The sequence below is a fragment of the Saccharothrix saharensis genome, assembly GCF_006716745.1.
In the GTDB taxonomy this organism is placed as follows: Bacteria; Actinomycetota; Actinomycetes; order Mycobacteriales; family Pseudonocardiaceae; genus Actinosynnema; species Actinosynnema saharense.
Genome location: NZ_VFPP01000001.1, coordinates 3029592 through 3053581, shown reverse-complemented (window position 1 = coordinate 3053581; position 23990 = coordinate 3029592). Strand labels below are relative to the sequence as shown.

The following is a 23990-nucleotide window of genomic DNA, read 5'->3' as shown; positions in this document are numbered from 1 at the left end:
CGTGGACCCGTTCGACTACCCGCGGCACTGGGAGGCCGACGTCGTGCTCAGCGACGGCGGCACGGTCCACCTGCGCCCGATCACGCCCGACGACGCCGAGAAGCTGCTCGCGTTCCACGGCCGGTTGTCCGAGCGGACCCGCTACTACCGCTACTTCGGCCCCTACCCGCGCATGCCCAAGCGGGACCTCGAACGCTTCAGCACGGTCGACCACGTCGACCGGGTCGCGTTCACCGCGCTGCTGGGCGACGACATCGTGGCCGTCGGCCGCTACGACCGCCTCGGCGAGGGCAGCTCGGCCGAGGTCGCGTTCGTCGTCGAGGACGCGCACCAGGGCCGCGGCCTCGGCTCGATCCTGCTGGAGCACCTCGCCGCCGCCGCCCGGGAACGCGGGCTGAGCCGGTTCACCGCCGAGGTGCTCGCCGAGAACGGCCAGATGGTGCGGATCTTCCGGGACGCGGGCTACGGCGTGAGCCGCGCGTTCGAGGAGGGCGTGGTGCACCTGGAGTTCGACATCGACCCGACCGAGGAGTCGGTGGAGGTGGCCCGCGCCCGCGAGCAGGCCGCCGAGGCGCGCAGCGTGCACAACCTGCTGCACCCGAAGTCGGTCGCGGTGATCGGCGCGTCCACCGACCGCACCAAGATCGGGCACGCGGTGCTGACGCACCTGCTCGCCGCCGACTTCGCCGGGCCGGTGTACCCGGTCAACGCCGAGCACCGGTCGGTGCGCGGGGTGCGCGCCTACCCGTCGGTGCTGGAGATCCCCGACGACGTGGACCTCGCCGTGGTCGCGGTGCCCGCCGCCGGCGTGGACGAGGTGATGGACGCCTGCCTGGCCAAGGGGGTGAAAGCGCTGGTCGTGGTCACGTCCGGGTTCGGCGAGACCGGTCCGGGCGGGTTGAGCGCGGAACGCCGGCTGGCCGCCGAGGCGCGTGCGCACGGCATGCGGGTGGTCGGCCCGAACGCGCTGGGCGTGCTCAACACCGACGCGGGCGTGCGCCTGAACGCCACCCTCGCCCCGCAGCTCCCGGCCCGCGGACGCACCGGCTTCTTCTGCCAGTCCGGCGCGCTGGGCACCGCGATCCTGGCCACCGCCGCCGAACGCGGCCTCGGCCTGTCCACGTTCGTCTCCGCGGGCAACCGCTCGGACGTCTCCGGCAACGACCTGCTCCAGTACTGGGAGACCGACCCGGCCACCGACGTGGTGCTGCTGTACCTGGAGTCGTTCGGCAACCCGCGCAAGTTCGCCCGGCTGGCCCGCCGGCTCGGCCGCACCAAGCCGATCGTGGCGGTGAAGTCGGGTCGGCACGCGGTGACGCCCGCGCTGGCCGCGACGTCGGTGCCGGTGGACGAGTCGAGCGTGCAGGCGTTGTTCGAGCAGGCCGGCGTGATCCGGGTGGAGTCGTTGGCGCAGCTGTTCGACACCGCGCTGCTGCTGGCGCACCAGCCGCTGCCCGCCGGGCCGCGCGTGGCCGTGGTCGGCAACTCGACCGCGATCGGCCTGCTGGCCGCCGACACCGCGCTGGCTCAGGGCCTGGAGCTGGCCGGCGACCCGGTGGACGTGGGCGCGCAGGCCGGGCCTGAAGCGTTCGCCGCGGCGGTGAAGGAGGCGTTGGAGAACCCGGAGGCGGACGCGCTGGTGGTCGTCTTCGTGCCACCGCTGGCGGTGCCCGGTACGTCGTTCGCGCGCGCGTTGGCCGAGGTGGTGGAGCAGGGCGGGCGGACCAAGCCGATCGCGTCGACGTTCCTGGCGGTGGAGGGCGTGCCCGCCGAGCTGGCGGTGCCCGGTCCCGGCGGCGCACCCGGCCGGGGTTCCGTTCCTTCTTATCCGTCGCCGGAGCGCGCTGTGCTCGCGTTGGCGCGGGTGACGCGTTACGCGCGGTGGCGGTCCGCGCCCCAGGGCACGTTCGTCCGGCCCGAGGGCATCGACACCGAGGCCGCGCACGCGATCGTGGAAGCGCAGCGGCTCGACGGCGAACGGCCGCTGGACGACGACACGGCCGTGCGGCTGCTCGCGTGCTACGGGGTGGAGGTCGTGCCGTTCCGGGTGGTGACGTCGGCGGACGACGCGGTGCGCGCGGCGGGGGAGTTGGGCTACCCGGTGGCGATGAAGGCCACCGACGACCGGCTGCGGCACCGCACCGACCTGGTGGGCGTGCGGCTCGACCTGTCCGGCGAGGAGGCCGTGCGCACCGCGTACGGGATGCTGGCCGGGATGTCGGACCGGCCGGACGTCTACGTGCAACGCATGGCGCCCAAGGGCATCTCGTGCGTCCTCGGGCTCCAGGACGACCCGTCGTTCGGCACGCTGGTGTCGTTCGGGCTGTCGGGTCTGGTCAGCGACCTGCTGGGAGACCGGGCCTACCGCGCCGTGCCGCTGACCGACGCGGACGCGGCGGCGCTCGTGCGCGCGCCCAAGGCCGCGCCACTGCTGGCCGGGTACCGGGGCGACGAGCCCGCGGACCTGTCCGCGTTGCAGGACCTGGTGCTCCGGCTGGCCGCGCTCGCCGAGGACCTGCCCGAGGTGCGGGAGCTGTCGCTGGAACCCGTGCTGGCCAGCGTCGCGGGCGCGTACGTCAGCAGCGCCCGGGTGACGCTGGGTCCGCCGCCGTCGCGGCATGACACCGGTCCCAGGCGACTGCGTTCCCCCGGCGGGGCGCGCTGACGCCGGTCACGGCACCGACACCAACCGTCACCCTTGACCGATCAGGTGTCCCGATCTTCCCCTTCGCTCTGGACCAGGTCCGTTGAGCCGCTTAGGTTTCCGGCAACCCGAGGAACCTCCCGAAAAGGGGAAGAATGGCTCTGGCACCGTTGCGCGCCCTCGTTGCGGCGTGTTCCGCCGCAGTTGTCCTCGCGTCGTGCTCCACCGGTGACGACACGACCGTCGCCGGCAAGGCGGACAGCTCCAACGAGCTGACCATCGCCGTGGCGTACGACCAGCCGGGGCTGGGTGTGCGCCGCCTGGACGGCACGTACCGCGGCTTCGACGTCGACGTGGCCCGCTACGTCGCGAAGGAACTGGGCGTCGAGGAGGAGGGCATCAAGTTCACCGAGGCCACGCCGTCGGAACGCGAGAAGCTGCTCACCAGCGGCGCCGTGGACCTCGTCGTGTCCAGCTACTCGATCACCGACAAGCGCAAGGAGGTCATCGACTTCGTCGGCCCGTACTTCGTGGCCGGGCAGGACCTGCTGGTCCGGTTGGCCGATGAGCGGATCACCGGGCCCGAATCGCTCAACTCCGGCAACCTGAAGCTGTGCTCGGTGGCCAACACGACCTCCGCGCAGCACGTGAAGGACCGGTTCGCCCAGTCGGTGACCCTGGTGGAGTACCCGAACTTCAGCGACTGCGTCACCGCGCTGCTGGCCGAGCAGGTGGACGCCATGACGACCGACGACGTGATCCTCGCGGGCTACGCCGCGCAGAACCCCGAGCTGCTGCGGGTGGTCAACCAGCCGTTCAGCGAAGAGGAGTACGGCATCGGCATGCGCAAGGGTGATCCGACCAGCAAGGCGAAGGTGACCGCGGCCGTGCGGAAGATGATCGACACCGGCGAATGGCGCAAGTCGCTGGAGGCCAACGTGGGCGCCTCCGGCTACGCCATCCCGGACCCGCCGGAGCTCGCGCCGTGATCTGCGACCCACCCCGTCAGCGGTCTGACCGGCCCGAACCGCCCCGTACGCTCCCTGTGTGCATGCCTCGCATTACGTGCCCCAGTACCGCGCGGACGGGCCGGTCCGCGCCGGCATCCCCGAACACGGCCGCATCCCCCGCTACTACGCGGTGAAGACCGAGCTGCTGTGGCTCGTCGACGCGCTCGGCGAGGGCGCGGCGCTGCCGTCGGAGCGGGAGCTGGCCGAGCGGTTCTCGGTGTCGCGGGTGACGCTGCGGCAGGCCGTCGGGGAACTGGTGCTCGAGGGCAAGCTGCAACGCCGCCAGGGCAGCGGCACCTACGTCGCGCCGCCGAAGCTGGTGCAGCCGCTGTCGCTGCTCAGCTACACCGAGGGCATGCGGCGGCAGGGCGTGGACCCGGCGCGCGGCGTGATCACCGTCGAGCACCTGCCCGCGGACGACGTGCTGGCGCGGGACCTGCGGGTCGGGCGCGGCGACCCGGTGGTCCACCTGGAACGCGTGCTGCTGGCCGACGGCGAGCGGGTGGGGCTGGAGTCGACCTACCTGTCCGCGGCGCGGTTCCCGACGCTGCTGGAGGTCTTCGACCCGACGACGTCGCTGTACGCGTGCCTGACCGACCGGCTGGGCGTGGTGTTCGCCGAGGCCGAGGAGCGGGTGGAGACGGTGCTGGCGACGCCGCGCGAGGCGCTGCTGATCGGCACGAACCCGGCGCAGCCGATGCTGCTGCTGCACCGCGTGTCCCATGACAACGTTGGCGAGCCGATCGAACGGGTCCGCTCGCTCTACCGGGGCGACCGGTTCAGCTTCATGGCGCGCCTGCGGGCCGAGTGAAGGTCACGTAACGGTAACCGTTGTGGCGCAGGGGGTCGGAATTTCCCGGTCTACTTAGGACATCCGGCCGATTCCCCGGCGTCCCGTCGGGTGGCGGGCGGCGCAACGTTAGCGAATCTTTCCCTGGAACCGCCCATTGGCAGCAAGTTCTCCGTGCCCCGGCGGAGGTACCGTTGTTGCCCTGGGACGTGAGTCCTCCTCACCCGCACTGTCGCGGGGGAAGCGGGGGTGGCGCCGTGACGTTCAAAGAGGAGTTCCTGACGGAACTCGAAGACTGCCTGCGCGGGTACGGCGCGGTGCCGGTGATCAACCCGGACGCGCTGGCCCGGTTCATCGACTACGTCCGCCGACTGCCGGACGACGACTCGCGGCTGCGCTGCCTCGAAGGCGTCGACCAGGGTTCCGGCTCGTTCTGGAACAACCCGGCGGTGTGGTGGGAGCAGGTGCCCCGGTTCGGTGTCGGGTCGTCGGACTGCTCCGAGCTGCTCGACCGGATGCTGGACGAGGCGATCAGCGACGAGATCGACGTGCTGGAGATGGAGATCCGGGAGCTGCCCGGGTGAGGCGCGGCGCGGAAGTGGTTCACCCGTTGTGCACCTGGGTCGCCAGACGCACAACGGGGAGTCCCCACTCGGTGGCGGTCAGACGGACAGCAGCCGGTCGAAGAACGTGCGGTAGCGCTTGAGCGCCTGTCGGAGCTCTTCGGTCTGCACCTCGTCGCCCCGCTGCCACTGCTCCTCGAGCGCGTGCTTGTGCTCGTTGAACGTGGTGGCCAGCGTCTGCATCACCTGGGCGACCAGCTCGTCGGCCCGCTGCACGGCCTCGCGGGGGTCGTCGACGAAGTCGGCCTGCAGCGCGCGCCACTCGGCCTGGTAGTCGGCCGCGTCGTCCGGCGTGAACAGCGGGGCGTCGCCGGCCGTCGCGTCGACCGCGGACAGCTCCACCGGCTCGTCGCGTTCGGTCGGCGAGGTCCCTGCGGTCTGCCCGGTGTGCGCGTCGGACTCCGCGTGCTCCGGCTCTCGGTATCCGTTGTCGTGGTATCCGTTGTCGTGGTGGCCGGAGTCGTGGAAACCGGACCCGGAGTAGCCGTCGGACGTGGTGCGGCCGCCGGGCTGCTGGTCCGGGGTCGGCTGGTGGTGCGCGGTGCGCTCGTCGTCCGGCGTCGGCTCCCGGTCGAAGCGCTCCTGGTCGGTCAGGTCGGGCTCCACCACGTCGCGGTCGGCCGGGGTCTGCTCGACCGGCTCGCGGTCGGCCGGCGTGCGCTCGGCGAAGTCCTCGGTGGTGAGGTGCTGACGTTGTTCGGTCATGACCGCGCCCCTTCCCGGTGGTCGCCCAGCAGATCCTCGAACACGGTGCGGTAGTGGACCATCGCGGTGCGCAGGTCCTCGGTCGACACCTCGCCGCGCTCCTGGCGCTCGACGATCGCGTGCGCCTGGCGGTAGTGGTCGAGCGTGCGGGCGTGCTCGACGGACAACAGCTTCTCGCGCCGCTCGAACCCCTCGGTGGGGTAGCCGCGTTCCGCCATCAGGTCGGTGACCAGGTGGTCCGCCTGGCCGACTGCCTGGGTCGGCTCGTCGACGAACTGCTCCTGGACGCGGGTCCAGGTGCGGGCGTAGTTGTCGCGCGTCGTGGGGTCGAGCGTGCGGAGCTCGAGCTTCGCGTGCTCGCGCTCCCGCTCCGCGAGTTCGCGTTCCGCCGCCATGCGACTGCCGTTGCGCTCCAGCGCGCGCTCGTACTCGGGGCCGAACTTCGAGCGCAACCTCTTGCGCTGCATCAGGAACTTCAGCAGCACCGCGATCGCGGCCAGTACGACCAGCACGACGACGATCACGCCGATGGTGGTACCGGTGGACATCTGCGCCTCCTCGGGCTCTGTTGTCCACCGGCTACCCGTCGTCCAGCCGATCCGAAACCTGTTCGGCTCTTGACAAAGCGGCGTTACGGCGCTCGGCCTAGCGCGCCACCGCCTTGCGGTACTGCCGGATCGCCAGCGGCACGAAGATCAGCAGGAACACGACCACCCAGATCAACGTCATCAGCACGGGGTGCTGCAACGGCCACACGTCCGCCGCGGGCGCCATCGGGTTGGTGTTGCCGAACAACTGGCGCGCCGCCGCCGTCACCGCCGACACGGGGTTCCACTCCGCGAACGTCTTCAGCGGTCCGGGCAGGTTGCTCTCCTGCACGAACGTGTTCGCGATGAAGGTCAGCGGGAAGATCGCGATGAACGAGGCGTTGTTGAACACTTCGGGACTGCGCACCATCAGGCCGACGATCGCCATGCCCCACGACACCGCGTACGCGAACAGCAGCAGCAGGGCGAACCCGGCCAGCGCCTCCAGCGGCGAGGAGTGGATGCGCCAGCCGACGATCAGGCCGGTCACCGACATCACCAGGATGACGATCACGTTGTTGGCCAGGTCGCTGGTGGTGCGCCCGATCAGCACGGCCGACCGCGCCATCGGCAGCGACCGGAACCGGTCGATCACGCCCTTCTGGATGTCCTCGGCCAGCCCGCTGCCGGTGATGGTCGCGCCGAACACCACGGTCTGCGCGAAGATGCCCGCCATCAGGAACTCGCGGTAGTCCATGCCCGGGATGGCGATCGAGCCGCCGAAGACGTACGCGAAGAGCAGCACGAACATGATCGGCGACAACGTCGAGAACACGATCAGGTCCGGGACCCGCTTGATCTTGATGAGGTTGCGCTTGGCGACCACCGCGCCGTCGCCCAACGCCTGCGTGAACGCGTTCATGCTCCCTGCTCCCCCTGCTTGTCCTCGGTGCCGTTCTTGCCGGCGGCGTGCCCGGTCAGCGCGAGGAACACGTCGTCCAGCGTCGGCCTGCGCAGACCGATGTCGAGCACCTTGACCGACTCGGCGTCCAGCCTCCGGATGCCGTCCACCAGCACGTCCGCGCCGCCCGACACCGGCACGGTCAGCCGGTGCCCGCGGTCGTCCAGCGCGATCTCCGCGATGGCCAGCGGCGCCAGCGCGGCCTTCGCCGTCGCCGCGTCCTGCGTCGAGCCGACGGTCAGCTCCAGCCGTTCACCGCCGACCTGGTCCTTCAGCTCGTCCGCGGTGCCCAGCGCGATGACGCGGCCGTGGTCGATGACCGCGATCCGGTCGGCGAGCCGGTCGGCCTCCTCCAGGTACTGGGTGGTGAGCAGCAGGGTCGTGCCGCCCGCCACGAGTTCGGCGATCACGTCCCACATGCCCAGCCGGCTGCGCGGGTCCAGGCCGGTGGTCGGCTCGTCGAGGAACAGCACCCGCGGCTTGGCCACCAGCGCGCCCGCCAGGTCGAGCCGGCGGCGCATGCCGCCCGAGTAGCCCTTCACCGGCCGGTCGGCGGCCTCCACGAGGTCGAACCGCGCCAACAGCTCGCGCGCCCGCTCCCGGCTGCGCTTCTTGCCCAGGTGGTACAGCCTGCCCACCATGTCCAGGTTCTCGAACCCGGTCAGGTTCTCGTCCACCGCCGCGTACTGGCCGGACAGCCCGATCCGGCGGCGCAGCTCCTTGGCGTCGGCGACGACGTCCAAGCCGGTGACGGTCGCCTTGCCCTCGTCGTGCTCGAGCAGCGTGGTGAGCACGCGCACCGTCGTGGTCTTGCCCGCGCCGTTCGGCCCGAGCAGCCCCATGACGGTCCCTTCCGGCACCACCAGGTCGAGGCCGTCGAGGGCGACCACCGACCCGTAGCGCTTGACCAGCCCTTCGGCCACGATTGCGTCTGCCATGCGGGCCATGATGGACCCGGGGTCCGACAATTTCAGGCGGTTTTCGCGACCGGGCGCACCGCGGGGCCGCGAATCGGCGGCGAAGTGAGCCTTGTGGACTGTGCGGCCGGGGCCGTGCCGCACGTCGCGGACACCCCGCGACCGCCCGATTCCGTTGAGCCCGCAAACATCTCCGGTTGTTGCCCGCTTGTGACGAACTCGATCCGGTGGTCGTGGGGTCGCGCTCCGTCCCGACCCGGGCCGGGTTCACCCGGTCGTGCAGGTCCGTGCACGACCCGCTGCGGGGCGCGATGAGGACGCGAACCGCGGCACGGCTGTCGCGGAACCCCTTGACGTTCCGCCGTCGGACCTGCGAGATGTAGGGGTGACCAGGCTTGGAGTCCGCGCTGACCACTCGTCCAGTTCGTCGGGCACGTCCCCCGGTGCCCGCCGCCGCCGGCGGGGCGACCGACGATAGGTGGCGAGTGAAAGGGTGAATATGCACCTTTTTAGCGCTCGATCGAGTGAAAGCGAGCGGGCTGCGGAACCGCACTAGGGTGTTCGCAGTTCTTTTCCAGCGAGGAGAGATCCGCATGGCAGCCGTCCAAACCCGACGCAAGCGCAAGCTGGGGCAGTTCCTCAACGCTTTGCGCAAGCGAGCGGGCAAGACCGAGATCGACTACCACGCGCTGACGCGGAAGACGCAGTCGACGCTGTCGCGGATGGAGAACGGATACATCAGTCCCAGTTGGACCGAACTGAGCGCGTTGCTCGCGCTCTACGGGGCGACCGATGCCGAACGGCGTGAGGCGGAAGCGTTGTGGGAAGACGCGAAGCAGGACGGGACCCGCCTGGTGTACGCGGCCGCGTTCACCCCCGAGGCCAGGACCTACGCCCGGCAGGAGGCCGACGCGACGGAGGTGCGCACGATCGAGATGATCGTCATACCGGGCCTGCTCCAGACGCCCGCCTACGCGGCCGCCATCCGGCTCGCCGGGCAGCGTTTCATGGACTCGTCGGTCTCGGTGGAGCAGGTGACGGCGGCACTGGCGAACCGGCAGCGCCGACTGCCCGGCTTAGTGCTGCACGCGGTGATCGACGAGGCCGCGCTGCACCGAATCGTCGGCGGCCCGACCGTCATGCGCGAGCAGTTGTCGCATTTGCTCGAGAAGGGGAAGCAGGACAACATCACCATCCAAGTGGTTCCGTTCGGCGCCGGCGCTCACGGAACCATGTCGGGTGGTGGCGCCACCGCACTCCGCTTCGAGGACAGTGATCCTTCGGCCGTGTACCTGGAGTACGCGGGCGGTGGGAAGTGGGTGGACAATCGCGCCGACGTGCAGAAGTACCTGTTGCACTTCGACGAAATGGTGAACGAGGTCGCCCTGTCGCCCAAGGAGTCGGCCTCGTTGATCAGAAAACTGGCAACCGCAATGAAGGAAACATGAACAACGACAAGGCGTGGCGCAAGAGCACCTACTCCGGCGCGGGGAACAACTGCGTCGAGCTGGCCGTGGGACGGAGCACGACCAGCGTCAGGGACAGCAAACGACCCGGACCGAGACTGACCTTCGGGGAGCGCCCGTTCCGGGCGTTCCTCACCGCCCTCCGGCAAGCCTGACCGGCAGCCCCGACCCGCCGTCCGCCCCGGTCACCGAAGCACCGCGGGCGGCGGCGACGGCACGGCAGGCAGAGTCCACAGAGGACCGGTGGCGGCGGGTCCCCGACCGCGCGGACGGCCCGCACGCGGTCCGCGCCGACCCCCTACCAGCCGTACTCGCCGTGGATGGCGGTGGCGAAGTGGATGCCGCCGCCCATGTGCGCGAGGTGGCGGGCGTCGTCCACGGTGAGGGTGAACTCGACGTACGGGTAGTCCTCCAGCGTCATCGCGGCGAGCTTGTCGGAGTACGCGTCCTCGTCGTAGTCCTCGTCCGCCTCGTCGCCGAAGTCCCACGGTGGCGGCCAGTTGCGGACCTCGCCGAGGCGGTAGTCGGTGACGACCTCGCACGCCTTGTCGTAGAACGCGCGGCCGTCGCGCTCGGTCCGCACGAACGGGGTGCCGTCGTTGCCGACGGAGAGCGACTTGACGCCGTACCGGTCCATCAACGCCTGCCGGGCGGCTTGCTCCCGCTCGTGGTCGCGGATCTCCCGCACCGCGCGGATCTCGGCCACCTGCTCGTCGGTCAGGTAGACGACCCGGCCGTGGTCCAGGCCCATGAGCTGCTCGAACGACGCTTTCAGCGCCGGGTCGTCGACGACGTTCTCCAGCTCGTCCAGGTGCAGGTGCAGCCGGTCGTCGGGCAGGTTCTCGTCGCCGGAGGTGAAGAAGTAGCCGTGCCGGATGCGGTGCCAGACCTCGATGATCATCCGCAGGGCGAAGTCCCGGCCGGGCGGGACCTGCTCGGCGTCGGGGTTGACGATGTGCACCCGGCCGCGCAGCGTCGCGCCCGACCGGTCGTCGATCGAGATGCGGTAGGTATCGGTCACTGTCGGCTGTCCCCCGTCGTCGCGGCGTGCGGACCCACCCCCAACCGACGTGGCGGGCGACAGTCCGGTTCCCCCCGCGTCCGACGTGACCCACGCCATGGCCCGACCTGTCAGGGATCGGAGCCCTGTCCCGTCAAGAGGGGGAGCGAACCGGACAGGAGTGAGAACATGACGCACCGCATCGTCGTCCTCGGGGCCGGGTACGCCGGCGCCTACGCCGCTGGGTACCTCGCCCGCCACCTGCACCACGACGACTTCACCGTCACCGTGGTCAACGCCGAGCCGGACTTCGTCGAGCGGTTGCGCCTGCACCAGCTCGCGGCGGGCCGGGACCTGCCACGCCGGGGGCTGGCGGAGGTGTTCGCGGGCACCGGCGTCGACCTGCGCCTGGCGCGGGTCACCGCGGTCGACCCCGAGCGGCGGACGGTCGCCGTCGCCGACGGCGACCCGGTCGACTACGACACGCTGCTCTACGCGCTCGGCAGCACCGTCGCCGACCACGGCGTCCCCGGTGTGGCCGAGCACGCGTTCCACGTCGCCTCCCGGCCCGCGGCCCTGCGCCTGCGCCGCCGGCTGGACGAGCTGGACGGCACCGGCGCGGTGCTGGTCGTCGGCGGCAACCTGACCGCGATCGAGGCGGCCACGGAGATCGCCGAGTCGCGGCCCGGGCTCCGCGTCACCCTCGCCACCCGCGGCCGGTTGGGCGGGTGGCTGGGTCCGAAGGCCCGCCGCCACCTGCTGCGCGCGTTCGAGCGGTTCGGCATCGCGGTCCACGAGCACACCTCCGTCGAGCGGGTCGAAGCGACCGGGGCCGTGGCGTCCGACGGCACGGTGTTCGAGGCGGACGCCACGGTGTGGGCGGCGGGCTTCGCCGTCCACCCGATCGCCGCCGCGAGCGGTCTCGCCGTCACCGACACCGGGCAGGTCCTGGTCGACCGGCAGATGCGGTCGGTGTCCCACCAGGGCGTGTACGCCGCGGGCGACAGCGTCCACGTCATCGGTGGGAACGGCCTGCCGCTGCCGATGTCCTGCGCTTCGGCCGGGTTCACCGCGGGGCAGGCGGTGGCCGCGATCGTGGGGGACCTGACCGGCCGCGAGGTCGTGAGGAAGGCGCTGCCCTACGTGGGCAACCACATCAGCCTCGGCCGTGAGGACGCGATCTTCCAGTTGGTCGACGGGGAGGCGCGGTCGAGGACGTGGGCGCTGCGCGGCCGTGTGGCGGCACGGGTGAAGGCGGGCATCCTGGCCACGGCCGCCTTCGGCGTGGGCCACCCGACGTGGGGGATGCCGGCGCGCAGGCGTCGACCGGCCGTCCCGTCCGACCGGGTCGCCGCAGCGGCCAGCGCCTAGCCTGACGCCGTGGACAGCGCGGCGGTGGAGCGGTTCGAGGCCGGCCGGGACCGGCTGGCCTCGTTGGCGTACCGCCTGCTCGGCTCGGCCGCGGACGCCGAGGACGTGGTGCAGGACGCGTTCCTGCGCTGGCAGGCCGCCGACCGCGAGCACGTCGAGGTGCCCGAGGCGTGGCTGACCAAGGTGGTCACCAACCTGGCGCTGGACCGGCTGCGCTCGGCGAGCGCCCGCCGGGAACGCACGGTGGGCGCGTGGCTGCCCGAGCCGCTGCTCGACGGCGACCCGATGCTCGGCCCGGCCGAGACCGCCGAGCAGCGGGATTCGGTGACGTTGGCCGTGCTGACCCTGATGGAACGCCTGCCACCGGTCGAGCGGGCCGTCTACGTGCTGCGGGAGGCGTTCTCCTACAGCCACGTCGAGATCGCCGGGATCCTCGACATCTCCGTGTCCGCGAGCCAGCAGCACGCGCACCGGGCCAAGCGGCACGTGGCGTCGGCGCGCACGACCGGCGGGATCGACCGCGCCGCCGCGCGCCGCGTCGTCGAGGAGTTCATCGCCGCCGCGTCCTCGGGCCGGACGGACCGGCTGGTCGCCCTGCTGACGCGGGACGCGACCGCGATCTCCGACGGCGCCGGGCTGACCGCGAAGCTGGTCCGGTACGCGGACCCCGTCCGGCTCGCCGCCGCCCTGCGCGCCGCGTTCCGGCCGACCCCGGCGAAGCGCAAGCTGGTCGGCGGCTCACCGGCCTTCCACGCGGGTGTGGTCAACGGCTCCCCGGCGGTGCTCGCGGTGCTGGCCGACCGGGTCGTGGGCGTGGTGGTCCTGGAGGTCCGCGACGACGGGATCGCCTCCGTGCACGGCGTCGCCACCGCCGCCCGCCTGGCCCGCCTCACCGACCGGTGGCGGCGGCAGGGGCCCGACGCGCCGATCCTCGGATCGTGGTGACCGGGCAGGCCGCGATCCCGAGCCGGTCCGGGCGGCCGGGCCGCCCGGACCGGAGCTTCCCGGCCGAACCCCGTCAGTGGACGCCGAGCACGCCGTCCACCCGCCGCGGGATCCCCAGCGGGTTGCCCTCCCGCAGCTCCGCGGGCAGCAGGTCGTCCGGCCACGACTGGTAGGTCACCGGGGTGACCCACCGGCGGATCGAGGTGGCGCCGACGGAGGTGTGGAGCGGGTTGGTGGTGGCGGGCCACGGCCCGCCGTGGTGCATGCCCCACGCCACCGCGACGCCGGTCGGCCAGCCGTTGAAGATCAGCCGGCCCACGACCGACCGCAGGGCTCCCGCGACGCGACCGGCGGGCTCGTGCTCGGACTCGGCGGCGTGCACGGTGCCGGTCAGGGTGCCCGGCAGGCGCGGCAGGACCAGTTCCAGCTCGGCGGGATCGGTGTAGGTGACCACGACCGCGGCCGGGCCGAAGTGCTCTTCGGTCAGCTTGTCGAGGTTGTCCGCGAACGTCGCCAGCGGCACCTGGAAGAGGCGTGGTTCGACGCTCCAGCCCTCGCTCGGCGCGGTGCCCGAGGCGACCAGCTCGGCCAGGCCGGACGCGGCCAGGTCGTCGGTGCCCGAGCGGTAGGAGTCGGACATGCGCTCGTTCAGCATCGGGCCGCCCGTCGCGGACGAGACCGCGTCCGCCAGGGCCGGCAGGAGGGCGGCCGGGGCGAAGAGCAGGCCGGGGTTGGTGCAGAACTGGCCCACGCCCAGGGTCAGGGACCCGACGAACTCGGCCGCGAAACCCTCCGGGCGCGCGGCGGCGGCGTCGGGCAGGACCACGGTCGGGTTGACGCTGCCCAGCTCGCCGTAGAACGGGATCGGGTCGGGGCGCGCGTTGGCCAGGTCGAACAGCGCCCGGCCGCCGACGGTCGAGCCGGTGAAGCCCACCGCCTTGATCGCGGGGTGCTTGACCAGCGTCACGCCGGCCTGCTGACCGTGCACGACGCCGAACACGCCCGCCGGCACGACCGACGCCACGATCCGCGCCGTCTCCTCCGACGTCCGAGGGTGCGACGGGTGCGCCTTCACGACCACCGGGCACCCCGCGGCGAGCGCGGAGGCCGTGTCGCCGCCCGCCACCGAGAACGCGAACGGGAAGTTCGACGCCGCGAACACCCCGACCGTCCCGAGTGGACGGAGCATGCGCCGCAGCACCGGGCGCGGCGGGATGATGTCGGGGTTCGCCGAGTCCAGCGTCGCCTCGACGTAGCTGCCCTCGCGCAGCACGTCACCGAACAGCCGCAGCTGGTTCGTGGTCCGCTTCAACTCGGTCGTCAACCGCGGCCTGCCCAGCGCCGTCTCGGCGTCGGCCAGCTCCACCAAGCCGTCGGACGCGGCATCGAGCGCATCCGCCACCGCGTCGAGCACCGAGGCCCGCTCCGCCGCCGGCAACGACGACCAAGCGGGGAACGCGGCCTCCGCGGCGCGGGCCACCGCGTCCACCGAGACGTCCGGGGTCTCCGGGACCGCGTCACCCACCGGTTCACCGGTCCGCGGGTCGTACCCCTGCACGCCGCCGCTCATCGACCGGCCTCCTTCACCGCGGTGTCGAACTCCGGCGTGCACCACGCGCCGCCCAGGTACGCCATGGCCGGCGAGCCGGGGTCCGGCTCCCCACCGGCCAGGACCTCCGCGGCGAACACCTCGGAGTCGTCCGCCGACTCGTACCCCAACGCCTCGGCCTCGCTCAGCGAGAACCACCGCCGCGCGTTGTCCGAGACGCCCCACACCACCCGGAACCCGGGCGACGGCGCCGACAGGCACGCCTCGAACAGCCGCGCGCCGTCGTCCGGCGACAGCCACGTCGACAGCATCCGCGCGTCGCGCGGCTTCTCGAAGCACGACCCGATCCGGACCGCGATCACGTCCATCCCGTACCGGGACGCGTACAGGCTGCCCAACGCCTCCAGCGCCACCTTGCTCACGCCGTAGTACGTGTCGGGCTTGGGGAACAGGTAGTCGCCCGCCTCGCCGTCGGCGCGCTCGTAGTACCCGACCGCGTGGTTGGAGCTGGCCAGCACCACCCGGGACACCCCGGCCCGCCGCGCCGCCTCCAGCACCACGTGCGTGCCGTTGATGTTGACGTCCAGGATCTCCGCCCACGGCCGCTCGAGGCTGTGCCCACCGAGGTGGATCACCGCGTCGACGCCCGCGCACGCCTCCTCCATCGCGGCCTGGTCGGTCACCGACGCCGTGACCAGCTCAACCCGCTCACCGTCGGCGGCCGCCGGCAGCGGCGCGATGTCGAGCAGGCGCAGGGTCCGGTCGGGTGCGGCCAGCCGGGTGCGCATGAGCGTGCCGACTATGCCGGCGGCGCCGGTGATCAGGATTCGTGCGGTCACATCGAGCCCTTTCGCGGAAGCGGAAATCAGCGGCCGAACTGGCGCAGCAGTTCGGTGATCGTGCGGGCGGCGTGCAGCAGCGCTTCGACGACCTGGCGCTCGTGGTCGGGGTCCAGCCGGCCCAGCGGCACCGAGCAGCTCATCGCGTCGAGCACGGGGTTGCGGTACGGCAGGGCGACGGCGAAGCAGCCCAGGCCGGGCGTGTTCTCCTCGCGCTCGTGCGCGTACCCGACCGCGCGGAAGCCCGCGAGCTGCGCGTGCAGCGCCGGGCGTTCGATGATGGTGTTCGGCGTCAACGGCGTCAGCCGGGCGGGCAGGATCGCGTCGACCTCGGCGGGCGTGCGCGCGGCGAGCAGCGCCTTGCCCAGCGACGTGGAGTGCGCGGGCAGCCGTCGGCCGACGCGGGACACCACGCGCAGGTGGTGCTCGGACTCGCGGCTGGCCAGGTAGACGACGTCCGCGCCGTCGAGGCGGGCCAGGTGCACGGTCTCGTTGATCTCGCGGCGCACCTGCTCCATCACCCGGATGGCGACCTGCACCACCGGGTCGTGGTCGAGGTACGACGTGCCGACGAGCAGGGCGCGCACGCCGATGCCGTACGTGCCGCGGGTGGGGTCGAGCTCCACCCAGCCCCGGGCGACGAGCGTCTGCAAGAGCATGTAGAGGCTCGACTTCGGGTAGCTCAGCTCGCGGTGCAGTTCGGTCAGGGTCAGCGGGCGGTCCGACGCCGACAGCACTTCGAGCAGTTCCACAGTCCGATCGGCCGACTTGACCGCGTTCGGCCGAGCGGGTGACGCGGGTCCAGTCACCAAGTCCTCCACGGGAAACGTTCCGGCAACACGCACTTGACACGTCGCTGCGCCGATTCTTACAGTCCGCCCAACACGTTCACAAGTACGACCGCGATTCATATATATGAACGCTCCGGTCGCGAACAGGAGTCGCCGTCCATGACACCCACCCGCCGGTGCGCCACGGCCCTTGCGGTGGTGACCGCCGCGGGTCCCGGCACGCACCCGAGCTGCGGGTACGTGTCGGCGACGGGAGCGGTGCGCCGCCACGCGCCGCCCGAGGGCGGGACGTGCCGCCCGACGGGGTTGCCCGACACCCCGGACCCGGTCTCCCGGCGCGCGGCCGGGGTTGCGCAAAACCTGGACGCGGACCGCCCGTTCGCCCAGGGTGGCCCGGTGACACCGATCGACACCACCCGAGACGTGGGGGTGACGGCCAGTGGCGGCGGTGCCGTCACGACCCACCCCGCGGGGCGGCCCCGACGTCGGGGTCGCCCCGCGGAACCGCACCCGAACCACTGCCACGTCGGCGGGGATTCGCTCATCAGCGCCGATGTGCCCCTGCTGCTCCACCTCGCCGCCAGTGCGCTCGCCGCCTGTGCGCTGCCGCGCGAGGAAACGCGAAAGTCCTTCCTGCGTGGGATCACCACCGGAGCGATCAAGGGATGAAGGTCTGGGTATGCAACTGGATGGGGTGCTGTTCTTCCCGGTGACGCCGTTCGACGCGGACGGCGCGCTCGCGGAGGACGTGCTGGCCGAGCACGTCGGGCGCGGGGTGGCGGCGGGCGCGGGCGGCGTGTTCGTCGCCTGCGGCACCGGCGAGTTCCACGCGTTGGAGCCGTCGGAGGTCGAGCGGGCGGTGGCCGTCGCGGTCGAGGCGACGGCCGGGCGGGTGCCGGTGTTCGCGGGCGTCGGCGGCCCGCTGCCGACGGCCAAGCGGATCGCCAAGGCCGCCGAGGGGGCGGGCGCGGACGGTTTGCTGCTGCTGCCGCCGTACCTGGTGACCAACCCGGCCAAGGGGCTGGTGCGGTACGTGACGGAGGTGGCGGCCGCGTCGGACCTCGCGCTGATCGTCTACCAGCGCAACAACGCGGTGTTCACGCCGGAGACCGCGGTGGAGGTCGCGTCGCTGCCGACCGTGATCGGCTTCAAGGACGGGCTCGGCGACCTCGACCAGCTCCACCGCATCGTGCTCGCGGTGCGGTCGTCGGTGGAGAAGCCGTTCCAGTTCTTCAACGGCCTGCCGACCGCCGAGCTGACCGTGCCCGCGTACCGGGGCATCGGCGTGGACCTGTACTCGTCGGCGGTGTTCTGCTTCGCGCCGGAGATCTCGCTCGGCTTCTACCACGCCGTGCACAGCGGTGACGACGCGCTGGTCAACAGGTACCTGCTGGAGTTCTACAAGCCGCTGGTCGAGTTGCGCGACAAGGTGCCCGGCTACGCCGTGTCACTGGTGAAGGCGGCCGTGCGGGCCACCGGGCTCGACGTCGGCGGCGTCCGCGCGCCGCTGCTCGACCCGACGCCCGAGCACGCGGCGGAGCTGGAGAAGATCGTCGCGGCGGGTCGGAGCCTGTCCGCATGAAGATCACCGACATCGTCATCACCCCGGTCGCCTTCCGCGACCCTCCGCTGCTGAACTCGGTGGGCGTGCACGAGCCCTGGGCGTTGCGCACCATCGTGGAGGTGCACACCGACGAGGGGATCTCCGGGCTCGGCGAGAGCTACGGCGACATCGGCCACCTCAACCGGATGCGCACGGCCGCACCCGCGCTGGTGGGCCTGGACGTGCACGCGTTGAACGAGATGCACTCCCGCATCGCGGCGGCGCTGGGCGGCGAGGCCGGGTCCGACCGGCACGGGCTGACCGGGCCGCTCACCGTCGAGTCCACTGTGGACCGGGTGTTCTCGCCGTTCGAGGTGGCGTGCTGGGACATCCGCGGCAAGGCGCTCGGCCGCCCGGTCAGCGACCTGCTCGGCGGCGCGGTGCGCGACGCCGTGCCGTACAGCGCGTACCTGTTCTACAAGTGGGCCGGGCACCCCGGCGCGGAGCCGGACGGGTTCGGCGAGGCGCTGGACCCGGCGGGCATCGTGGCCCAGGCCCGGTTGCTGGTCGAGCGGCACGGGTTCGGCTCGATCAAGCTCAAGGGCGGCGTGTACCCGCCCGAGCAGGAGGTCGAGGCGATCCGCGCGCTGCGCGAGGCGTTCCCCGACCACCCGCTGCGGCTGGACCCCAACGCGGCGTGGACGCCGGAGACGTCGCTGAAGGTCGCCGAGGAGCTCGACGGGGTGGTCGAGTACCTGGAGGACCCGGCACCGGGCATCGACGGGATGGCGGAGGTCGCGGCACGCGCGCCGATGCCGCTGGCGACGAACATGTGCGTGATCGCGTTCGAGCACATCGCCCGGTCGGTCGAGGTCGGCGCGGTGCAGGTCATCCTGTCCGACCACCACTACTGGGGCGGCCTGTCGCGGTCCAAGGAGCTGGCCGGGATCTGCCGGACGTTCGGCATCGGCCTGTCCATGCACTCCAACTCGCACCTGGGCATCAGCCTGGCCGCGATGACGCACCTGGCCGCGTCCACGCCGAACCTGAACTACGCGTGCGACACGCACTACCCGTGGAACTCCGCGGACGACGTGATCACCACGCCGTTCACGTTCGTGGACGGTGCCCTGCCGGTGCCGACCGCGCCCGGCCTGGGCGTCGAGCTGGACCGGGACGCGCTGGCGCGGCTCGCGGAGAACTACCGGACGTGCGGCCTCGTGCAGCGCGACGACACCGGTTACATGCAGGAGCACGACCCGTCCTACGAGAGGAAGCGCCCCCGGTGGTGACCACCGTTGCGCACGTCTACCCCTGGGATGTCGTCGGCGACCCGGCCGCCGTCGACCGGATCGCGTCGTTGGGGGTGGACGCGGTCGCGTTGGCCGCGTCGTACCACACGGTGCGGGCCGCGACGCCGTTCCATCCCTCGCACCGGATGGTGGACGCGCGGCACGCGGCGTTCTACCTGCCCGTGCGGGAGGAGGCTTGGAGGGGCAAGCGGTTGGTGCCCGCCGAACCGTCGTGGATGGACGGTGCGGACTCGTACACGGAGGCTTCGGACGCGCTGAGGGCGGCCGGGCTGCCGGTGTACGCGTGGACCGTGCTGACGCACAGCAGCCGGTTGGGCGACGCTCACCCGGACGTGGCGGTTCGTAACGCTTTCGGGGATCTGTACCCGTACGCGTTGTGCCCGTCGAACGAGGACGTGGTCGAGTACGCGCGGACGCTGGTGTCCGAGGTGCTCGCGCTCGGGCGGCCGGACGGGATCGTGCTGGAGGCGTGCGGGCCGCTCGGGTTCTTCCACGGCGGGCACCACGAGAAGACCGACGGCGCGGACTGGTCGGCGGTGCAGCAGAAGCTGCTGTCGTTGTGCTTCTGCGCGGGGTGCTCGCGGCGTCACGACGACGTCGAGGGCTTGCGCGCTCTGGTGCGTGCGGGTGTGGACAGCGCCGCCACCAGCGTGGAGGAGGCTCTGGGTGCGCGGGCCGACAGCGTGCGCTCGGTGCGCACCGACCTGTCCCGTTCCCTCCGACGTGACCTCGTCGGGCTCATCCGGTCGACTTCGCCGTCCACGCGCATCGCCGCGCACGCGACGGCCGACCCGTGGGGCACCGGGCCGTTCGCCACGGTGGCCGGGGGCGTCGACGCCGACGTCGACGTGCTGACCGTGACGTGCTGGCCGGGCGTGGACGCGTCGTTGCCGGCGATCCGCGCCCTGCGCGCGGAGGCGGACGTGCGCACGGCGGCCTACGTGCTGGCCCTGCCGCCGAAACCGGCCGACGGCGACGAGCTGCTGAAGGAGTGGCTGGCCTACGCGGAGGCCGGCGTCCAGGAGTTCCACCTCTACCACGCGGGCCTCGCCTCCGAGTCGCGCCTGACCGCCCTCCGCCACGCCATCGCCGGCCTCACCCAATCCCTCCGCTAACGCGAGAGTCGAACGCTCAGCGCCCGAGAGTCGAACGCTCAGGTACCCCGAGTTCAACGCTCAGGTCGGCACGCCCGTGTCCTGAGCGTTGAATTCAGGGGTCCTGAGCGTTCGACTCTCGGGACCTGAGCGTTCGACTCTCGGGGTCGCCTGAACGGGTAACTGTGAAGAAGGGTGGGCAACCCGGGGGTGGGGTCGGTCCGTCCTTGGGTCATGAGAAGCCTTGGAACCGCGATCGGCGCGGGTGTGCTGCTGGTCGTGCTCGCCGCCTGCGCAACGTCCACGCCCGTCGGTCCGGGCAACAGCGGACCGACGCTGACCACGTCGGCCGAACCGACTTCGCCCAGCGTCGAAGAGCCGGAGTTCGAGAGCCCCGTGCCGCCGGGCGGCAAGGAAGTGCCCAAGGAGCGGATCGACGCGAGCAGCGTCCCCGAGGGCAACCCCACCACCACCTGGACCGAGGGCGACGGCAGCGTGCTCGGCGTCATCGCCCAGGAAGCGGGCTGCGGCAAGGCGAGCGTCGAGATCGCCGAGCAGAACGCCCAGGTCGTGAAGGTGGTGCTGGTCGAGACCACGCCGGCGGACCAGCCGGTCTGCACGATGGACATCCGCTACCCGCCGCTGACCGCGAAGCTCGACGCGCCGCTCGGCGACCGCCAGGTCGTGCTGAGCACCCGGCAGGACCAGAAGTAACCCCTCGGGTGCCCGGTCGACCTGCCCCCGGTCGGCCGGGCACCGCCTTGCAACCTCCACGGCGGCGACTACCGTCCTCGAGGTATGAGACACGTCCACGTCGCCGCCGCCGTTCTGGCCCTCGTCGCGCTCGCGGGCTGCACGAGCAACACCGCCAACGCCCCGTTCGGCGGCGGCCAGCCTTCGTCGAGCACGGCGACGACCAGCTCTTCGGCTGCTCCGACAACGTTGTCATCGTTGTCCGAGTCCGAGCCCACGCCGCCACCACCCCAGACGAGCGCCGCACCGCTGGCGGGCGGCGGGACCGAGGTGCCGGCCGCCCAGGTCGACAGCGGCGCGCTCGGCCACCAGGAGCCGGTGTGGACGTCCGCCGACGCCCGCACGATCCGCGTCACGGGCGAAGAAGGCGGCTGCGACCGCGTGCGCGCCGAGGTCACGGCCCAGTCCGGCGACCAGGTGCTGATCACGCTGGTCACGACCAAGTACTCGGAGTCCGCCGCCTGCACCGCCGACATCCGCCACGTGCCGCTCGACGTCACGCTCGACGCACCCCTCGGCCAACGTCGGATCCTCCTGGAGACCCGCGAAGAGTCGGCTTGACCTCCACGCGGACGTCAAGCCCTGCGGTCGGCCGCATGACGACGGCCATCGGTCAGCGCGGTCGGCCGTGCCCGGCGGCGAGCCCTGCGCGGCGTTGACGTCGGCGCTGGAGAGCCTGACCCGGAGCTGGGCCGTGCAAGTACGCGCCGCACGGCGTGCGAGCGGTGGCCGTAGAGCTGGGCCCGATCGCCACACCCATGCACGAGCAGCCGGACGAGGCCGCGTTCTCAGACGCCCAACGGCTACCGCCGGTACGGCCCCGGCACGGTCGATCGCGCGCACTCGATCCGCTACCTGCTCGAGCACGGCCTCACGCTGGAGGACATCGCCCACTTCCGGCACCGCCTCGACGGCGACGTGGCGAACGCCGATGGCGCGGGCGTCCGTCCGGGTGATTACCTGAGAAAGTCTCGCGTCAGCGGTTCCGGTCGGGTCGACCGGACCACCAGACTCCGGTGACGTGAGACGACCCCTCGGCCTGCTGCTCGCCGTCGTGCTCGCCGCGTCGGCCGCCACCGCGCTGACCACGCCCGCGTCCGCCGACGTCACCGGCCAGTCCACCGGCCGGTTCTCGGTGCTGACCTACAACGTCGCCGGCCTCCCCGAACCGCTGTCCGGCTCGAACCCGGCGGAGAACACCCCGCTCATCGGCGCGCGGATCCGCGACTACGCCGTGGTGAACGTCCAGGAGGACTTCAACTACCACGCCGCCCTCTACGCCGCCGACAACCACCCGCACCGCACGCCGACCAGCGGGGGAGTGCCGTTCGGCGACGGCCTCAACACCCTGTCCGCCTACCCGTACACCGACTTCACGCGCGTGAAGTGGGACCGGTGCAACGGCACGGACTGCCTGACCCCCAAGGGCTTTTCGTTCGCCCGCCTCCGCCTGGCCGAGGGCGTGTACGTCGACCTCTACAACGTGCACGCCAACGCCGGCAGCTCGGACGCCGACCTCGCCGCCCGCCGCGCCAACATCACCCAACTGTCCCAGTACGTCACCCGGAACTCGGCCGGCAACGCGGTGATCATCATGGGCGACACCAACACCCGCTACACCCGGGCGGGCGACAACATCCGCGACCTGGTCCACTCCAACGGTCTCACCGACGCCTGGGTCGAGCTGGTCCGGGGCGGTGTCGAACCGGCCGCCGGCGCACCGGCGCTCGTCTGCGACCCGCAGAACGTCACCAGTTCGTGTGAAGTCGTGGACAAGGTCTTCTACCGCGACAACGCGTTCGTCGACCTCACCGCCACCACCTACCGCAACGACCACGCGGCGTTCCTCGACGCCGACGGCGAGCCGTTGTCCGACCACTACCCGCACGCCGTCGGCTTCACCTGGCGGCTCGCCGACCACCTGCGCCTGAGCGACCCGTTCGGCGGCCCGCACGGCACCCCGTTCACCGACGTGGACACCGTCCACCCCGGCACGACGGTCCGCTCGCTCACCCTGAGCGGCGGCGCGCGGCTCGACCGCGTCGGGATCACCCTCGCCGACGGCACCACCCGCACCCACGGCGGTCCCGGCGGCACGCCGACCACGCTCACCCTCGAACCCGGCGAGCGCCTGACCGCGGCCACGCTCACCCGCGGTCAACGCGACGGCCGCACCCGGATCTTCTCCGTCCGCATCACGACCACGCTCGGCCGGACGATCGCCGCGGGCACCCCGACCGGCGACGCGGTCACGGTCACCGCACCCGCCGGCTGGCACATCGCGGGCTTCACGGGCCGGTCCGGCACCGAGGTGGACCAGCTCGGGGTGATCTACACCCCCGGCTGACCGTCCTTGCGCGCCTCGACCAGGAACCGCTCCGAACTCGTGACGAACGACCCCTCCCTCGCGATGTGGTCGTGCATCGCGACCAACCGGTCCCGGTAGGACTCGACGGTGAAGTCGGGCACCGCCCACACCACCTTGCGCAGGAAGTGCACGACCGCGCCGACGTCGAAGAACTCCACCCGCAACGACTCCGACCGCAGGTCCACGACCGTCAGCCCGGCCGCCTCCAGCCCGGTCACCGCCCGTTCGGTGCTGCGCTCGTCGCCGACGGGCCGCGGACCCATCATGAAGTCGGTGATCTCCCGCAACGTGCCCATGCCGACCTGCTGCGACAGGTAGGTGCCACCCGGTCGCAGCACCCGGCCGACCTCGTCCCACCGCGTCACGACCGGGTGCCTGCTCACCACCAGGTCGAACGACGCGTCCGGGAACGGCAGCGGCCCGTCGTCCTCGGCGCGCACCACCCGCGCGCCCAGGGGAGCGAGGGTGCGGCGGGCGATCTCCAGGTTCGGCGGCCACGACTCGGTCGCCGCCAGCACGGGCGGTGCCTGCGGGATCTCCGCCAGCACCTCACCGCCGCCGGTCTGGACGTCGAGCGCCGCCTCGGCCGTCGCCATCCGAGCGGCCATCAGCTTCGAGTAGCCCCACGACGGCCGCCCCTCCGTCGCCCGGCCCTCGAACCAGGAGAAGTCCCACCCCTCCACCGGCACGGCCGCGCCCTCGGCCACCAACTCGTCGAACGTCATGCCGCCAAGGTGCTACAGCGGTCCGGAGCACGCGACTGCTTTACCCCGCGCACCCG

General features: G+C 72.0%; 24 protein-coding genes and 1 pseudogene. 16 read left to right on the top strand and 9 right to left on the bottom strand.

Translation table 11 applies throughout. The annotated features are described in order from the left end of the window. Position 1 precedes the first annotated feature (1 nt). From FHX81_RS12640 to FHX81_RS12625, 4 genes are all read left to right on the top strand, one after another. Positions 2–2665, top strand: coding sequence for a bifunctional acetate--CoA ligase family protein/GNAT family N-acetyltransferase (locus FHX81_RS12640; RefSeq protein ID WP_141978076.1), 2664 nt, complete (start codon positions 2–4; stop codon positions 2663–2665). Positions 2666–2799: 134 nt separating this feature from the next. Continuing rightward, positions 2800–3633, top strand: a complete 834-nt coding sequence (locus tag FHX81_RS12635) for a glutamate ABC transporter substrate-binding protein (protein WP_141978074.1) — start codon at positions 2800–2802, stop codon at positions 3631–3633. A gap of 58 nt (positions 3634–3691) precedes the next feature. Further along, positions 3692–4465, top strand: coding sequence for a GntR family transcriptional regulator (locus FHX81_RS12630; RefSeq protein ID WP_141978072.1), 774 nt, complete (start codon positions 3692–3694; stop codon positions 4463–4465). A gap of 236 nt (positions 4466–4701) precedes the next feature. Further along, positions 4702–5028 carry a hypothetical protein gene (locus FHX81_RS12625; RefSeq protein ID WP_141978070.1) on the top strand — a complete coding sequence of 109 codons (327 nt, stop codon included), beginning with the start codon at positions 4702–4704 and terminating at the stop codon, positions 5026–5028. Between the two features lie 78 nt (positions 5029–5106). Here the strand turns inward: FHX81_RS12625 and FHX81_RS12620 are convergent, their stop codons facing one another. The 4 genes from FHX81_RS12620 to FHX81_RS12605 all read right to left on the bottom strand — a co-directional run bounded on the left by FHX81_RS12620 (position 5107) and on the right by FHX81_RS12605 (position 8198). Then, positions 5107–5772 carry a hypothetical protein gene (locus FHX81_RS12620; protein WP_141978068.1) on the bottom strand — a complete coding sequence of 222 codons (666 nt, stop codon included), beginning with the start codon at positions 5770–5772 and terminating at the stop codon, positions 5107–5109. Beyond that, positions 5769–6320 carry a hypothetical protein gene (locus FHX81_RS12615; protein WP_141978066.1) on the bottom strand — a complete coding sequence of 184 codons (552 nt, stop codon included), beginning with the start codon at positions 6318–6320 and terminating at the stop codon, positions 5769–5771. The genes FHX81_RS12620 and FHX81_RS12615 overlap by 4 nt, the downstream gene beginning before the upstream one ends. A gap of 97 nt (positions 6321–6417) precedes the next feature. Beyond that, positions 6418–7221 (bottom strand): ABC transporter permease, encoded by an 804-nt coding sequence (locus FHX81_RS12610; RefSeq protein WP_141978064.1) that lies wholly within the window; start codon positions 7219–7221, stop codon positions 6418–6420. Further along, positions 7218–8198: an ATP-binding cassette domain-containing protein gene (locus FHX81_RS12605; RefSeq protein ID WP_141978062.1), complete on the bottom strand. Its 981-nt coding sequence runs from the start codon at positions 8196–8198 to the stop codon at positions 7218–7220. Before FHX81_RS12605 ends, FHX81_RS12610 begins: the two co-directional genes overlap by 4 nt. A 572-nt stretch (positions 8199–8770) precedes the next feature. Between FHX81_RS12605 and FHX81_RS12600 the strand changes: the two genes are divergently transcribed. Further along, positions 8771–9625: a helix-turn-helix domain-containing protein gene (locus FHX81_RS12600; RefSeq protein ID WP_141978060.1), complete on the top strand. Its 855-nt coding sequence runs from the start codon at positions 8771–8773 to the stop codon at positions 9623–9625. Continuing rightward, complete coding sequence (locus tag FHX81_RS12595) at positions 9622–9798, top strand: DUF397 domain-containing protein (RefSeq protein WP_141978058.1); 177 nt, start codon at positions 9622–9624, stop codon at positions 9796–9798. The genes FHX81_RS12600 and FHX81_RS12595 overlap by 4 nt, the downstream gene beginning before the upstream one ends. Before the next feature lie 143 nt (positions 9799–9941). Here FHX81_RS12595 and FHX81_RS12590 read toward each other — a convergent pair whose 3' ends face one another. Beyond that, entirely contained in the window at positions 9942–10664 is a 723-nt protein-coding gene (locus FHX81_RS12590; protein WP_141978056.1) for a hypothetical protein, read from the bottom strand. A gap of 168 nt (positions 10665–10832) precedes the next feature. Between FHX81_RS12590 and FHX81_RS12585 the strand changes: the two genes are divergently transcribed. After that, entirely contained in the window at positions 10833–12014 is a 1182-nt protein-coding gene (locus FHX81_RS12585; RefSeq protein WP_141978054.1) for an NAD(P)/FAD-dependent oxidoreductase, read from the top strand. A 9-nt stretch (positions 12015–12023) separates the two neighbouring features. Then, positions 12024–12959 (top strand): sigma-70 family RNA polymerase sigma factor, encoded by a 936-nt coding sequence (locus FHX81_RS12580; RefSeq protein ID WP_141978052.1) that lies wholly within the window; start codon positions 12024–12026, stop codon positions 12957–12959. A 73-nt stretch (positions 12960–13032) separates the two neighbouring features. Here the strand turns inward: FHX81_RS12580 and FHX81_RS12575 are convergent, their stop codons facing one another. The 3 genes from FHX81_RS12575 to FHX81_RS12565 are packed head-to-tail and all read right to left on the bottom strand — an operon-like array spanning position 13033 to position 16156. Continuing rightward, positions 13033–14529: an aldehyde dehydrogenase (NADP(+)) gene (locus FHX81_RS12575; protein WP_141978049.1), complete on the bottom strand. Its 1497-nt coding sequence runs from the start codon at positions 14527–14529 to the stop codon at positions 13033–13035. Next, the gene (locus FHX81_RS12570; protein WP_141978047.1) at positions 14526–15347 is read right to left on the bottom strand and encodes an NAD-dependent epimerase/dehydratase family protein; all 822 of its coding nucleotides are present in this window, start codon (positions 15345–15347) and stop codon (positions 14526–14528) included. Before FHX81_RS12570 ends, FHX81_RS12575 begins: the two co-directional genes overlap by 4 nt. 26 nt (positions 15348–15373) lie before the next feature. Next, positions 15374–16156, bottom strand: a complete 783-nt coding sequence (locus FHX81_RS12565) for an IclR family transcriptional regulator (protein WP_073895339.1) — start codon at positions 16154–16156, stop codon at positions 15374–15376. Positions 16157–16534: 378 nt separating this feature from the next. On the opposite strand from FHX81_RS12565, the gene FHX81_RS12560 reads away from it, so the two are divergent. From FHX81_RS12560 to FHX81_RS12525, 8 genes and pseudogenes are all read left to right on the top strand, one after another. After that, a complete protein-coding gene (locus FHX81_RS12560) occupies positions 16535–16807 on the top strand; it encodes a hypothetical protein (RefSeq protein ID WP_141978045.1) in 273 nt (90 codons plus the stop codon). A gap of 10 nt (positions 16808–16817) precedes the next feature. Further along, a complete protein-coding gene (locus tag FHX81_RS12555; RefSeq protein ID WP_141978043.1) occupies positions 16818–17720 on the top strand; it encodes a 5-dehydro-4-deoxyglucarate dehydratase in 903 nt (300 codons plus the stop codon). After that, complete coding sequence (locus tag FHX81_RS12550) at positions 17717–18973, top strand: glucarate dehydratase family protein (protein WP_141978041.1); 1257 nt, start codon at positions 17717–17719, stop codon at positions 18971–18973. The genes FHX81_RS12555 and FHX81_RS12550 overlap by 4 nt, the downstream gene beginning before the upstream one ends. Then, positions 18967–20109, top strand: coding sequence for a hypothetical protein (locus tag FHX81_RS12545; RefSeq protein WP_141978039.1), 1143 nt, complete (start codon positions 18967–18969; stop codon positions 20107–20109). The genes FHX81_RS12550 and FHX81_RS12545 overlap by 7 nt, the downstream gene beginning before the upstream one ends. 213 nt (positions 20110–20322) lie before the next feature. Further along, entirely contained in the window at positions 20323–20802 is a 480-nt protein-coding gene (locus FHX81_RS12540; protein ID WP_141978037.1) for a hypothetical protein, read from the top strand. An 84-nt stretch (positions 20803–20886) separates the two neighbouring features. Then, a complete protein-coding gene (locus FHX81_RS12535; protein ID WP_141978035.1) occupies positions 20887–21402 on the top strand; it encodes a hypothetical protein in 516 nt (171 codons plus the stop codon). Between the two features lie 234 nt (positions 21403–21636). Then, positions 21637–21861 (top strand): annotated as a pseudogene (locus tag FHX81_RS42985) (MerR family transcriptional regulator); the annotation flags it as partial. Between the two features lies 1 nt (position 21862). Next, entirely contained in the window at positions 21863–23188 is a 1326-nt protein-coding gene (locus tag FHX81_RS12525) for a jacalin-like lectin (RefSeq protein ID WP_141978033.1), read from the top strand. Here FHX81_RS12525 and FHX81_RS12520 read toward each other — a convergent pair. After that, the gene (locus FHX81_RS12520; protein WP_141978031.1) at positions 23173–23934 is read right to left on the bottom strand and encodes a class I SAM-dependent methyltransferase; all 762 of its coding nucleotides are present in this window, start codon (positions 23932–23934) and stop codon (positions 23173–23175) included. The two genes, FHX81_RS12525 and FHX81_RS12520, sit on opposite strands and share 16 nt — an antisense overlap. Positions 23935–23990 lie beyond the last annotated feature (56 nt).

Excerpts from the sequence above, each read along its gene's own strand:
- FHX81_RS12635 (WP_141978074.1), top strand. The coding sequence starts at position 2,800 with ATGGCTCTGGCACCGTTGCGCGCCCTCGTTGCGGCGTGTTCCGCCGCA.
- FHX81_RS12620 (WP_141978068.1), bottom strand. The coding sequence starts at position 5,772 with ATGACCGAACAACGTCAGCACCTCACCACCGAGGACTTCGCCGAGCGC.
- FHX81_RS12615 (WP_141978066.1), bottom strand. The coding sequence starts at position 6,320 with ATGTCCACCGGTACCACCATCGGCGTGATCGTCGTCGTGCTGGTCGTA.
- FHX81_RS12610 (WP_141978064.1), bottom strand. The coding sequence starts at position 7,221 with ATGAACGCGTTCACGCAGGCGTTGGGCGACGGCGCGGTGGTCGCCAAG.
- FHX81_RS12605 (WP_141978062.1), bottom strand. The coding sequence starts at position 8,198 with ATGGCAGACGCAATCGTGGCCGAAGGGCTGGTCAAGCGCTACGGGTCG.
- FHX81_RS12600 (WP_141978060.1), top strand. The coding sequence starts at position 8,771 with ATGGCAGCCGTCCAAACCCGACGCAAGCGCAAGCTGGGGCAGTTCCTC.
- FHX81_RS12595 (WP_141978058.1), top strand. The coding sequence starts at position 9,622 with ATGAACAACGACAAGGCGTGGCGCAAGAGCACCTACTCCGGCGCGGGG.
- FHX81_RS12585 (WP_141978054.1), top strand. The coding sequence starts at position 10,833 with ATGACGCACCGCATCGTCGTCCTCGGGGCCGGGTACGCCGGCGCCTAC.
- FHX81_RS12575 (WP_141978049.1), bottom strand. The coding sequence starts at position 14,529 with ATGAGCGGCGGCGTGCAGGGGTACGACCCGCGGACCGGTGAACCGGTG.
- FHX81_RS12555 (WP_141978043.1), top strand. The coding sequence starts at position 16,818 with ATGCAACTGGATGGGGTGCTGTTCTTCCCGGTGACGCCGTTCGACGCG.
- FHX81_RS12550 (WP_141978041.1), top strand. The coding sequence starts at position 17,717 with ATGAAGATCACCGACATCGTCATCACCCCGGTCGCCTTCCGCGACCCT.
- FHX81_RS12540 (WP_141978037.1), top strand. The coding sequence starts at position 20,323 with ATGAGAAGCCTTGGAACCGCGATCGGCGCGGGTGTGCTGCTGGTCGTG.
- FHX81_RS12535 (WP_141978035.1), top strand. The coding sequence starts at position 20,887 with ATGAGACACGTCCACGTCGCCGCCGCCGTTCTGGCCCTCGTCGCGCTC.
- FHX81_RS12520 (WP_141978031.1), bottom strand. The coding sequence starts at position 23,934 with ATGACGTTCGACGAGTTGGTGGCCGAGGGCGCGGCCGTGCCGGTGGAG.